Source organism: Pseudomonas sp. S2_A10 (assembly GCF_054668465.1).
Genome location: NZ_CP162773.1, coordinates 2,189,656 through 2,201,941, shown reverse-complemented (window position 1 = coordinate 2,201,941; position 12,286 = coordinate 2,189,656). Strand labels below are relative to the sequence as shown.

The following is a 12,286-nucleotide window of genomic DNA, read 5'->3' as shown; positions in this document are numbered from 1 at the left end:
CGTGAAGGAATCCAAATTGAGCGAACTTCTCAACCGCCGCCTGGCTCTGCTCGGCGAGCGCGCTAACCTCTCTCTGCTCAAGCAGTGCCTGCACGGTATCGAACGTGAATGCCTGCGCGTGACCAGTGAAGGTCGCCTGGCGCAAACGCCGCACCCCGAAGCCCTGGGTTCCGCGCTGACCAACGAACAGATCACCACCGACTACTCCGAGTCGCTGCTGGAATTCATTACGCCTGCCCTGCCGGATCCTGCCGACACGCTGGCGAGCCTGGACAAGATTCATCGTTTTGCCTACAGCAAACTCGGCAACGAGTACCTGTGGAGTCCATCGATGCCGTGCCCGTTGCCGGCCGAGGAAGATATTCCGATCGCCTATTACGGCACCTCCAACATCGGTCAGCTCAAGTACGTTTATCGCAAGGGCCTGGCCCTGCGTTACGGCAAGACCATGCAATGCATTGCCGGGATTCACTACAACTTTTCCCTGCCGGAACAGCTCTGGCCATTGCTGCGCGAGGCCGAAGGTTTCGTCGGCACCGATCGCGATTTCCAATCGGTTTCCTACATCGCGTTGATTCGCAACTTCCGTCGCTACAGCTGGCTGCTGATGTACCTGTTCGGTGCCTCGCCGGCGCTGGACGCCGGCTTCCTGCGCGGGCGTTCGCATCAGCTCGAGCAGCTCGACCCGGACACGCTGTATCTGCCGTACGCCACCAGCCTGCGCATGAGCGATCTCGGTTATCAGAGCAATGCCCAGGCCGGCCTGACACCGTGCTACAACGACCTGGCGAGCTACACCGACAGCCTACGCGAAGCCGTGGCCACGCCGTATGCGCCGTATGTAGAAGTCGGTACGCACAAGGATGGCGAATGGGTGCAGCTCAACACCAACATCCTGCAGATCGAAAACGAGTACTACTCCAACATCCGCCCGAAACGCGTGACCTACACCGGTGAGCGGCCGATCCAGGCGCTGATGGCGCGCGGCATCCAGTACGTCGAAGTGCGCTGCCTGGACATCAACCCGTTCCTGCCGATGGGCATCGACCTCACCGAATCGCGCTTCATCGACGCCTTCCTGCTGTACTGCGCGCTGAACGACAGCCCGCTGCTGACCAACACTTCGTGCGGCAACGCCACCTCGAACTTCCTCAGCGTGGTCAAGGAAGGTCGCCGTCCGGGCCTGCAATTGCAGCGTGACGGTCAACGGGTCGAGATGAAGCAATGGGCGGCCGAACTGCTGGAACAGATTGCTCCGCTGGCGGCGATGCTCGACCAGAGCGTCGGCGGCGATGCCCACAGCAAGGCCCTGGATGCGCAACTGGCCAAGGTCAACGACCCGTCCCTGACCCCATCGGCGCAGGTGCTGGCGGCCATGGCCGAGCACAAGGAAAGCTTTGCGCAGTTCTCCCTGCGCCAGAGCCAGACCCACGCCGAGTTCTTCCGCAGCGAGCCGTTGGCGGCTGACGAGCAAGCGAAGTTTGAAGAACTGGCGCGCGCATCGCTGGCGCAGCAGACCGAGCTTGAACAGAACGAGGTTGGCGATTTCGATGTGTTTGTTGGCGCGTATCAGGCGAGCATCCTCGCCATCAGCAATTAAAAGCCCCTCACCCTAACCCTCTCCCAAAGGGAGAGGGGACTGACCGCGTTGTTCTTGCGAGCTACACCGACCTGAAATACCGGGCCGAACTCAGGCCTTGAAAAGCATGAAGATCAGCTCCCTTTCCCCCTCGCCCCCTTGGGGGAGAGGGCTGGGGTGAGGGGGCAAAGTTCTGACGTCGAACGAATCATCCGAAATCCCCACACCCTCTCCTATCCTTAGATTTTTCCGCTCATATGCTCATTCGAAAAAGTTATTTATTTATCGATTCTTAGATCATTTAGTCTCCATTCACGCCGACATTCGGTCGCCTGATCTGGAGCTCTCAATTGAAACTGAATTTCCCGCTTCGCCTGCTCGCCGCCGCCTCGCTGGCCGCTGCAAGCTTCCTGGCCCAGGCGGCCGATCTCACCGTCGCCTACCAGACTACCGTCGACCCGGCCAAGGTCGCTCAGGCCGACGGCGCCTACGAGAAAGCCACCAAGGCCGATATCAGCTGGCGCAAATTCGATAACGGTGCCGACATCATTGCCGCCATCGCGTCCGGCGATGTGCAGATCGGCTATCTCGGTTCGAGCCCGTTGACCGCTGCGATCACGCGCAAAGTGCCGGTGGAAACCTTCCTCATCGCCACCCAAATCGGCGCCGCTGAAGCATTGGTCGCGCGTGACGGTTCCGGCATCAAGACTCCGCAGGATCTGATCGGCAAGAAAATCGCCGTGCCATTCGTGTCCACCGGGCACTACAGCCTGCTCGCGGCGCTCAAGCACTGGAACATCGACCCGTCGAAAGTCACCGTGCTCAACCTCGCGCCGCCAGCCATCATCGCGGCGTGGAAACGCGGCGATATCGACGCCACTTACGTTTGGGATCCGGCACTGGGCGTCGCCAAGGAGAACGGCAAAGTGCTGATCACTTCCGGCGAACTGGCCAAGTTCGGCGCGCCGACCTTCGACGCGTGGATCGTGCGCAAAGACTTCGCCGAAAAGCACCCGGAAATCGTCACCGCGTTCGCCAAGGTCACCCTCGACGCCTACGCCGCTTACCGCAAGGATCCGCAGGCCTGGCTGGCCAACCAGAGCAACGTCGACAAACTGGTCAAACTCTCCGGCGCCAAGGCCAGCGACATTCCATTGCTGTTGCAGGGCAACGTCTACCCGCTGGCGGCAGATCAGGTCAGTGACCTCGGCGCGCCGACCACCAAAGCCATCACCGACACCGCCGCGTTCCTCAAGGAGCAAGGCAAAGTCGAAGCCGTGCTGCCGGACTACGCGCCTTACGTCAGCGCCAAATACATCACCAACTGATCGGGAGATACAGCGATGGCCTTGCTACAGCTGGAGCGCATCAGCGCACAGTACCCGGGCAGCCCGGAGCCGGTGCTGGCGGATATTTCTCTGACCCTGGGGCCGCAGCAATTGCTGGTCGCCCTCGGCCCTTCCGGCAGTGGCAAGACTTCGCTGTTGAACCTGATTGCCGGCTTCGTCGAGCCGAGTGCCGGGCGCATCACCCTTGACGGCGTGCCGGTCAAAGGCCCGAGCGCCGAACGTGGCGTGGTGTTTCAGGACGACGCCTTGCTGCCTTGGCAGGACGTATTGGCCAACGTCGCCTTCGGCCTCGAACTGGCCGGTGTCGGCAAGGACAAACGCGAACAGCGCGCCCGTGAAATGCTCGCGCTGGTCGATCTTGCCGGCTTCGAAGACCGACGCATCTGGCAATTGTCCGGTGGCCAGAAACAACGCGTCGGCCTCGCCCGCGCCCTCGCCGCCGATCCGCGCGTGCTGCTGATGGATGAGCCGTTCGGTGCGCTTGATGCGTTCACTCGCGAGCAGATGCAGGAGCTGTTGCTGCAAGTCTGGCAGCGCACTGCCAAACCGGTTTTCCTGATTACCCACGACATTGAAGAAGCGGTGTTCCTCGCCACGGACCTGATTTTGCTGGCACCGAATCCGGGGCAGATCGTCGAGCGCCTGCAGCTGGATTTCGGTCAGCGTTACGCCGCTGGCGAGTCGGCCCGCGCGATCAAATCCGATCCGCGTTTTATCGAAACCCGCGAGCATGTACTGAGCAAAGTCTTCTCGCAACGCAGCGCCGTACCCCGGCAGGAGCGCGCATGAGCAGTTACGACGTTTCCGCTGCGGCGGTGAAAACACCTTCGGTGAGCATCCCGCTGCGCCGCAGCCTCAGCACTCGCTGGATCAGCCTGCTGACCCTGTTCGGCCTGTTGGCGGTCTGGTGGGCGGTGACCGCGACCGAGTTGATCGAACCGCTGTTCTTGCCACCGCCCTCTGCCGTGCTGCAAAAAGGCTGGCTGCTGGCGACCTCGGGATATATGGATTCGACGTTATGGCAGCACCTGGGCGCGAGCCTGAGCCGCATCGGCCTGGGTCTCGCTTTTGCGATTCTCACCGCCGTGCCGGTGGGCATTGCCATCGGCGCCAACCGCATCGCCCGTGGTGTGCTCGATCCGCTGATCGAGTTCTACCGCCCGATCCCGCCGCTGGCGTATCTGCCGCTGATCGTGATCTGGTGCGGCATCGGCGAGTTGTCGAAAGTGCTGCTGATCTACTTGGCGATTTTTGCGCCGATTGCCATTGCCACCGCGACGGGTGTGCGCACGGTTGATCCAGCAAAACTGCGCGCGGCGCAGTCGTTGGGCGCGACGCGCGTGCAGTTGATTCGCCATGTGATTCTGCCCAGCGCACTGCCGGACATTCTCACCGGCGTGCGCATTGGCCTGGGGGTTGGCTGGTCGACCCTGGTCGCCGCTGAACTGATCGCGGCCACCAGTGGCCTGGGCTTCATGGTGCAGTCGGCTGCGCAATTCCTGGTCACCGATGTCGTGGTGCTGGGGATTCTGGTCATCGCCCTGATCGCCTTCGCCATGGAAATGGGCCTGCGCGCATTGCAGCGCAGACTGGTGCCATGGCACGGCCAGGCGCACTAAATCGCCTTGTGAAAATTCCCCTGTGGGAGCGAGCCTGCTCGCGAAAGCGTCAGATCATTCACTGCACTGTCGCCTGACACTCTGCATTCGCGAGCAGGCTCGCTCCCACAAAAGCATGACACTCCGAATTCGAAGAGAACGACCATGAGCACCCTCAACATCACCCCGTTAAGCTCGGCCCTCGGCGCGCAGATCAGTGGCGTCGACATTAGCCAGCCGCTGAGCCTGGAACACCGCGACGCCATCGAACAGGCGTTGCTCAAATATCAGGTGTTGTTCTTCCGCAACCAGCCGATCGAGCCGGCACAGCAGGCACGCTTCGCGCATTATTTCGGCGACCTGCACATTCATCCGATCTACCCGAACGTGCCGGACCAACCGGAAGTGCTGATCCTCGACACCGCCGTCACCGACGTGCGCGATAACGCGATCTGGCACACCGACGTGACCTTCCTGCCGACGCCGGCGATGGGCGCAGTGCTCAGCGCCAAGTTGCTGCCGGAGTTCGGTGGCGACACGTTGTGGGCCAGCGGCATCGCGGCATATGAAGCGTTGTCGGCGCCGATGAAAAACCTGCTCGAAGGTCTGACGGCCACCCACGATTTCACCCGATCGTTTCCGCTGGAGCGCTACGGCAACACGCCTGAGGCGCTGGCGCAGTGGGAAGAAGCGCGGCGCAAGAATCCGCCGCTGTCGCACCCGGTGATTCGCACCCACCCAGTGAGCGGGCGGCGCTCGCTATTCGTCAATGAAGGGTTTACCTCAAAGATCAACGAGCTCTCCGAGGCGGAGAGCGAGACTATTCTGAAGTTTCTGTTCGCCCACGCGACACGGCCGGAATTCACCATTCGCTGGCGCTGGCAGAAGGACGACATCGCTTTCTGGGACAACCGCGTGACGCAGCATTACGCGGTGGACGATTACCGCCCGGCGCGGCGGGTGATGCAGCGGGCGACGGTGTTGGGGGATGTGCCGTTTTTTCGCTGAGCCCTTTTAAAGGCAAAAGCCCCTCACCCTAACCCTCTCCCGGAGGGAGAGGGGACTGATTGGGGATGCTGTAGAAGTACGCCGACCTGAACGTACTTTGCTGAATCCATAATCGACTCGGTATTTCAGGTCGATGTAAGACGCAAGACACCTCGGTCGGCTCCCTCTCCCTCTGGGAGAGGGCTGGGGTGAGGGTGGCTCACTCCGCCGTCGAAGGCTTCTCCCAAAGATTGATCCCGCCCTCCTGGGCAAACCGGTCAATCTCCGCCAGCTCTTCAGCACTGAAATGCAGATTCTTCAGCGCGCCGACGTTCTCGATGATCTGCTCCGGCCGGCTCGCACCAATCAGCGCCGAGGTCACTCGTGGATCACGCAGGGTCCACGCCAGTGCCAGTTGCGCCAGGCTCTGGCCGCGACGCTGGGCGATCTCGTTCAACGCTCGCACGTGAGCGATGTTGGCCTCGGACAAGTGCGAAGCCTGCAGCGAGCCGCCGCCCGGGCGATTGACTCGCGCATCGGCCGGCACGCCGTTGAGGTATTTGTCGGTGAGCAAGCCCTGCGCCAGCGGCGTGAACGCGATGACGCCCGTGCCGAGTTCATCGGTGGTATCGAGCAGATCCTTTTCCACCCAGCGATTGAGCAGGTTGTACGCCGGTTGATGAATCAGCAGCGGCACTTTCCACTCTTTCAGCAGCCCGGCCATCTCGCGGGTTTTCACCCCGGAATAGGACGAGATACCGATGTACAGCGCCTTGCCCTGCTGCACGGCGGTGGCGAGGGCGCTGGCGGTTTCTTCCAGCGGGGTGTCCGGGTCGAAGCGGTGCGAATAGAAGATGTCCACATAGTCCAGACCGAGGCGTTGCAGGCTCTGGTCGAGGCTCGCCAGCACGTATTTGCGCGAACCGCCGCCCTGACCATACGGGCCAGGCCACATGTCCCAACCGGCCTTGCTGGAGATGATCAGCTCGTCGCGATACTGCTTGAAGTCTTCGCGCAGCAGGCGACCGAAATTGATCTCGGCGCTGCCGTATGGCAGGCCGTAGTTGTTGGCCAGATCGAAATGGTTGATGCCCAGATCGAACGCTGTGCGCAGCAAGGCGCGCTGGGTGTCGATCGGCGTGCTGTCGCCAAAGTTGTGCCATAGGCCCAGCGACAAGGCCGGCAGCACCAGACCGCTGCGGCCGACGCGGCGGTAGGGAATGGAGTCGTAGCGATTTTCGGCAGCGGTGTAAGTCATCGAATCCTCTCTTGTCTGTCTTTTAGTCATCTGCAACCGGACATCTTTGTGGCGAGGGGATTTATCCCCGATGGGTGGCGAAGCCGCCCCAAAACCTGAAACCTCGGCGAATCAGGTGTACCGAGTGCGCTGGTTTTACGACTGCTTCGCAGCCGAACGGGGATAAATACCCTCACCACAAAAGCTCTACCAATCATGCAAAGCGATTTGCAGGTCGAACCAGCCCCAGGTTCTGCCGCAGCGTGCGGCCTTCATATTCAGTTCTGAACAAGCCGCCCAGCATACGCCCAAGCGGCGCGACGCCGACCTCCGGTTCGACCAATTGCTGAAACGTTTCACATTTTTTCCTGCGCTTCAGCCTCGCTGGATTGGCCATGCTCAAAGTGACACCGAGTTGGCCCCTTCGCGAGCAGGCTCGCTCCCACAGAGTTCTCCTGTGAACATGAAATTCATGTCCAGCCGAGATCCATTGTGGGAGCGAGCCTGCTCGCGAAGGCGGCCAATCAGGCAACACCCATTCACCAGGCGAAAACTGCCATGCACATCACCATCATCACTTTCTCCGGCCTGGTCCTGCTCGCACTGATGCTTTACATCGGCGACCCCATTGGCTTCAGCCGCCAGACCATGGCCTACCGCTTCGCAGCGCTATGGCTTGCGATGACCCTGATCAATGGCGCAGTCGGCGTAGTTCATGCGGGCGGCCGCTGGGTACGGAAATAGCGCTTGGCAGCGCGGTATTCGGCGTGCCGGCAGCAGCAATGGTGTTGTTCATGCTGCTGAGCGCCGAGTCCTGAGCAGACCCGGCGCGCAGCCGTCGGTCAACGCACCAGATGCAGGAACTGCATGTGCCGTTCGTACTGGTCGAGGATGTCGTTGATGATCTGCTCTTTGGTGTAGCCGACCAGATCGTAGTCCTGACTGCCCTCGCTCAAGTGCACTTCGGCGCGGTAGTAGCGGCGATTGTTGAGTTGCTTGGAACCCATGCCGCCGCGCGCGAACGATGGCGTGAAGTAGCCGCGCATCTGCACCTGATAGATGAACGGATGCTGCTCGCCATGGCCGATTTCCAGGCTGACGTTGTCATGCGCCGGATCCGGCTGGGTAACCACGTGCAGGCCTTTTTCGACGAACACGGCGGTCACTTCCTCGATCGCCGGACGCACCGTGCTTTCCATGAAGCGGTACACCTCGTCGCGGGACGGGAAGTGCACGGCCTGACTCAGGCGCTGACGCCAGCCACCGGTGCCACGCCGCGAACCGGAGACCGGCGCCAGCGAATGCAACTGCGCGATCTGCTTCTGCGACTCCAGATAGAACGCCTTGTGCAGGCCCCACATCATCAGCAGCAGAATCAACGAGAACGGCAATGAGGTCAGCACCACCGCCGACTTCAACGCATCGATGCTGCCGGAAAACAGCAGTGCGCTGGTGATCAGCGCGGTCATCGCACCCCAGAACACCCGCAGCCATTTCGGCCCGTCTTCATCCGGGTTGCCGCCTTTCGCCGACAGGGTGGAGAGCACCACGGTGCCGGAATCCGCAGACGTCACGAAGAACACGAAGCTGATGAACACCGTCACGGCGATGACAGTCTTGCTCCACGGATAGGTTTCCAGCAGCAGATAAATGCTCATCGACGGATTGTCGATGGCCGACATGCCCAGCGCACTCATGCCGTGATTGAGCACTTGATCCAGGGCGCTGTTGCCGAAGATCGACATCCACGCCAAGGTGAAACCGAGCGGAATCAACAGCACGCCGAAGACGAATTCACGGATGGTGCGGCCCCGGGAAATCCGCGCGATGAACAGGCCCACGAACGGCGACCATGCGATCCACCAGGCCCAGTAGAACACGGTCCAGCCGCCCAGCCAGTCGCTCGGTTTGTCGTAGGCGTAGAGGTCGAAACTCTTCATCGGCAGCGCGCCGAGGTAATCGCCGACGTTCTGGATCAGGGTGTTGAGCAGGTGCTGTGTCGGCCCGGCAAACAATACGAACAGCAGCAGCCCGCAGGCCAGCAGCATGTTGATGTCCGACATCACCCGCACGCCTTTGTCGACGCCGGAGACGGCCACAATGATCGCCGCACCCATCATCAGCGTGATCAGGCCGACCTGAATCCACTGCGTGTGGGCGATGCCGAACAGGTAGTCCAGCCCGGAGTTCAGATGCAGCACGCCGAAGCCCATGTCGGCACCAAGACCGAACACCGTGGCGATGATGCCGAAGCCGTCCACCGCATAGCCGATCGGGCCGTTGATGCGTTTGCCGATCAGCGGATACAGCGCCGAACGCAGGGCCAGCGGCAGATTGTGCCGATAGGCGAAATAGGCCAGCGCCATGCCGACGAAGGCAAACACGCCCCAGCCATGCAGGCCCCAATGCAGGAACAGGATCTGCATCGCCTGGCGTGCCGCGTCCGCCGTGCCCGCGTCGCCTTGCGGTGGCTGGAGCATGTGGGTCAGCGGTTCGGAGACGCAGAAGAAGAACAGCGTGATGCTGATCCCGGCGGCGAACAGCATGCCGGCCCAGGACAGGTAACTGAATTCGGGTTCGTCGTGGTCGGCACCGAGTTTTATCTTGCCGTAGCCGGATAAGGCGGTGACCACCACGAAGACCAGATACAGGGTCATCGCGAGCATGTAGTACCAGCCGACCGTGTTGGCCGCCCAGTTTTGCGCTTCCAGCAACCAGGCGCCGGCCTGCTCGGGGATGGCGATGACGACAAGACCAAACAGCAGAATGACCGTCGCGGCGAAGTAGAACACCGGCGGATTCATGCGCACCAGACCGCTGGCGGGGGTAGACGATGCACTCATGAAAGGTGCACCTCGAAGGGTTGAAACGTGGCTGAAATGATCGGACTCAGCAAAGGCAAGCCTCCTGTTGTGAGCGGGCAGCGAACCACCGGTTTAACTTGAATGAACGTTCAAGTTAAACATGAATGGGGCGGTAAGGACTAATCGCAGGGCTGGGCGGTAGGTTTCCTACAGCGCCCGAGGAGGTTTATGACGCGGGTTTTGTGAGATTCGTTCACTGCGCCAAGCAAGAATCAAAAGCCCCTCACCCTAACCCTCTCCCAGAGGGAGAGGGGACTGATTGGGGGATGTTCAGAATGTGCGCCAACCTGAGGAAACCGTGCCGAATCCATAATCGACCCGGTATTTCAGGTCGATGTATGACGCAAAACACCTCGGTCGGCCCCCTCTCCCCTCCGGGAGAGGGCTGGGGTGAGGGGAAAAGGATTCCACGGCCTACTTCTGCGTCCCGTCATCATGCTGCAGATTTGCCTGCGTCAGATTCGCCCCCGCCGGCACACTGCGCGTCAGCCAGACGTTGCCGCCAATGGTCGAGCCCTTGCCGATGGTGATCCGTCCGAGAATCGTCGCCCCGGCATAAATCACAACGTCATCCTCAACGATCGGGTGGCGCGGGTGGCCCTTCTGCAACTGGCCGTCCTCATCCGCCGGAAAGCGCTTGGCACCCAAAGTCACCGCCTGATAAATGCGCACCCGCTCGCCAATGATCGCGGTTTCGCCAATCACTACGCCTGTGCCGTGATCGATAAAGAAACTGCGGCCGATCTGCGCGCCCGGGTGGATATCGATGCCGGTCGCCGAGTGCGCGATCTCCGCGCTGATCCGCGCCAGCAACGGCAGCCCGGCACGGTATAAATGGTGCGCCAGGCGATGGTGAATCACCGCAAGAATGCCCGGATAGCACAGCAGCACTTCGTCAACGCTGCGTGCCGCCGGGTCGCCGTGGTAGGCCGCCAGCACGTCGGTGTCGAGCAGCGTGCGCAAACCCGGCAATGCGAGGGCAAAATCCTGCACGATCTGAATGGCGCGGGTCTCGACTTCACTGTCGTCCTGCGCGCTGTGGCGGGCAACGTAACGCAGCTCCAGGCGCGTCTGCGCCAGCAATGCATTGAGCGCTACATCAAGCGTGTGGCCGACGTAGAAGTCTTCACTTTCTTCACGCAGATCGACCGGCCCCAGACGCATCGGGAACAGCGCGCCACACAGCGCCTCGAGGATCTCCGCCATCGCCGCACGCGACGGCAACTCGCGCCCACCCTGCTCCCCTGAAGCGCGACCATTCTGTGCGCGCCACTGATCCCGCGCGCTGCGCAGCTGGCTGACGATGGTCTGCAATTGCCAATGGCTGGAACGCTCGCTCACGGTAAAGACTCCTCACGGGCGGCCGGACTGTCTGGCCGCGTCATCGGCGCCTACTTTACGGCATGGCTTTGCCGACGAATTAAGAACCGATAGTGCTGGCCTCAGTCCATTTGGCTATAAGCGATTGGCGGTTGCCCGGGCAAAATCGCGTGCCTATAGTCCTTTCATTCTTCTGCGCCAGTACGGACCCATGATCAAACAACAGCTGCAACGCTTCCCCCGTCTCGAACTGCTGAGCCACCCTACTCCGCTGGAAAAACTCGAACGCCTGTCCACCTGGCTTGGTCGCGAGGTGTACATCAAGCGCGATGACCTGACGCCGCTGGCGATGGGCGGCAACAAGCTGCGCAAACTCGAATACCTGGCCGCCGACGCGCTCGCGCAAGGTGCTGACACGCTGATCACGGCCGGTGCGTTGCAATCGAACCACGTGCGCCAGACCGCCGCGCTGGCCGCGAAACTCGGCCTCGGTTGTGTGGCGCTGCTGGAAAATCCGCTGGGCACTGATGATGGAAATTACACCGGCAACGGCAACCGCTTGCTGCTGGATCTGTTCGACACCAAAGTCGAGCTGGTCGACAACCTCGACAATGCCGACGAACAACTGGCCGCCCTCGCCGTGCGCCTGCGCAGCAACGGCAAGAAGCCGTATCTGGTGCCGATCGGCGGCTCCAACGCCCTTGGTGCTCTGGGTTATGTGCGCGCCGGGCTGGAGCTGGCTGAGCAGATCAAAGACAGCGGCCTCGATTTCGCCGCAGTGCTGCTGGCTTCGGGCAGCGCCGGTACTCACAGCGGCCTCGGACTGGCGCTGAGTGAGGCGCTGCCGCAACTGCCGGTGATTGGCGTGACCGTTTCGCGCAGTGAAGAAGATCAGCGCCCGAAGGTTCAGGGTTTGGCCGAATGCACCGCTGAGCTGCTGGGCGTCGAGTTGCCGGCCAGCTTCAAGGTCGAGCTGTGGGACGAATATTTCGGCCCACGTTATGGCGAACCGAATGCCGGGACTTTGGCGGCGGTGAAACTGTTGGCGGCTCAGGAAGGTCTGTTGCTTGACCCGGTGTACACCGGCAAGGCCATGGCCGGCCTGTTAGACGGGATTGGCCGGCAGCGATTCGATGACGGCCCGATCATCTTCCTGCACACCGGGGGCGCGCCAGCGTTGTTTGCCTACAAGGATTTTCTGTAAGAGCAGATCAAGAGATGGTGATTGTTCCCCACGCAGAGCGTGGGAATGATCTTATGCAAAAAGTGAATATCAAAATTGATATTAAGTATTTTCAAGTCTAACGATCACATCTTATAGTCTCGCCGCAGGCGAATTTCGGGCGAGACGC

10 protein-coding genes and 1 pseudogene are annotated in these 12,286 nt (G+C 61.2%); 7 read left to right on the top strand and 4 right to left on the bottom strand.

Annotated elements, in window-relative coordinates:
• Positions 1-16: 16 nt before the first annotated feature.
• The 5 genes from gshA (at position 17) to tauD (ending at position 5,534) form a co-directional block, all read left to right on the top strand.
• Entirely contained in the window at positions 17-1,600 is a 1,584-nt protein-coding gene (gene gshA, locus AB4N41_RS10050) for a glutamate--cysteine ligase (RefSeq protein WP_252877243.1), read from the top strand.
• A 329-nt stretch (positions 1,601-1,929) separates the two neighbouring features.
• Positions 1,930-2,907: a taurine ABC transporter substrate-binding protein gene (tauA, locus tag AB4N41_RS10045; RefSeq protein ID WP_024011179.1), complete on the top strand. Its 978-nt coding sequence runs from the start codon at positions 1,930-1,932 to the stop codon at positions 2,905-2,907.
• A 15-nt stretch (positions 2,908-2,922) separates the two neighbouring features.
• The gene (tauB, locus tag AB4N41_RS10040; RefSeq protein ID WP_071174062.1) at positions 2,923-3,717 is read left to right on the top strand and encodes a taurine ABC transporter ATP-binding subunit; all 795 of its coding nucleotides are present in this window, start codon (positions 2,923-2,925) and stop codon (positions 3,715-3,717) included.
• Positions 3,714-4,547, top strand: coding sequence for a taurine ABC transporter permease TauC (gene tauC / locus AB4N41_RS10035; protein ID WP_150637913.1), 834 nt, complete (start codon positions 3,714-3,716; stop codon positions 4,545-4,547). Before tauB ends, tauC begins: the two co-directional genes overlap by 4 nt.
• A 144-nt stretch (positions 4,548-4,691) precedes the next feature.
• Positions 4,692-5,534 carry a taurine dioxygenase gene (tauD, locus tag AB4N41_RS10030; protein ID WP_252877242.1) on the top strand — a complete coding sequence of 281 codons (843 nt, stop codon included), beginning with the start codon at positions 4,692-4,694 and terminating at the stop codon, positions 5,532-5,534.
• A gap of 199 nt (positions 5,535-5,733) precedes the next feature.
• Here tauD and mgrA read toward each other — a convergent pair whose 3' ends face one another.
• On the bottom strand, positions 5,734-6,771 hold the full coding sequence (gene mgrA, locus AB4N41_RS10025; protein ID WP_252877241.1) for an L-glyceraldehyde 3-phosphate reductase: 1,038 nt from the start codon (positions 6,769-6,771) through the stop codon (positions 5,734-5,736).
• A 193-nt stretch (positions 6,772-6,964) separates the two neighbouring features.
• On the bottom strand, positions 6,965-7,147 hold the full coding sequence (locus AB4N41_RS10020; RefSeq protein WP_095181105.1) for a hypothetical protein: 183 nt from the start codon (positions 7,145-7,147) through the stop codon (positions 6,965-6,967).
• Between the two features lie 161 nt (positions 7,148-7,308).
• On the opposite strand from AB4N41_RS10020, the pseudogene AB4N41_RS10015 reads away from it, so the two are divergent.
• Positions 7,309-7,568, top strand: a pseudogene (locus tag AB4N41_RS10015) (hypothetical protein).
• Positions 7,569-7,592: 24 nt separating this feature from the next.
• Here the strand turns inward: AB4N41_RS10015 and betT are convergent.
• Together betT and epsC are read right to left on the bottom strand one after the other, a co-directional pair.
• Complete coding sequence (gene betT, locus AB4N41_RS10010) at positions 7,593-9,554, bottom strand: choline transporter BetT (protein WP_167333564.1); 1,962 nt, start codon at positions 9,552-9,554, stop codon at positions 7,593-7,595.
• A 474-nt stretch (positions 9,555-10,028) separates the two neighbouring features.
• Positions 10,029-10,955 carry a serine O-acetyltransferase EpsC gene (gene epsC, locus AB4N41_RS10005; RefSeq protein ID WP_024011175.1) on the bottom strand — a complete coding sequence of 309 codons (927 nt, stop codon included), beginning with the start codon at positions 10,953-10,955 and terminating at the stop codon, positions 10,029-10,031.
• Between the two features lie 190 nt (positions 10,956-11,145).
• Here epsC and AB4N41_RS10000 point away from each other — a divergent pair, with 190 nt between their 5' ends.
• Positions 11,146-12,138 carry a D-cysteine desulfhydrase gene (locus tag AB4N41_RS10000; protein WP_252877240.1) on the top strand — a complete coding sequence of 331 codons (993 nt, stop codon included), beginning with the start codon at positions 11,146-11,148 and terminating at the stop codon, positions 12,136-12,138.
• The last annotated feature ends 148 nt before the right edge of the window (positions 12,139-12,286 follow it).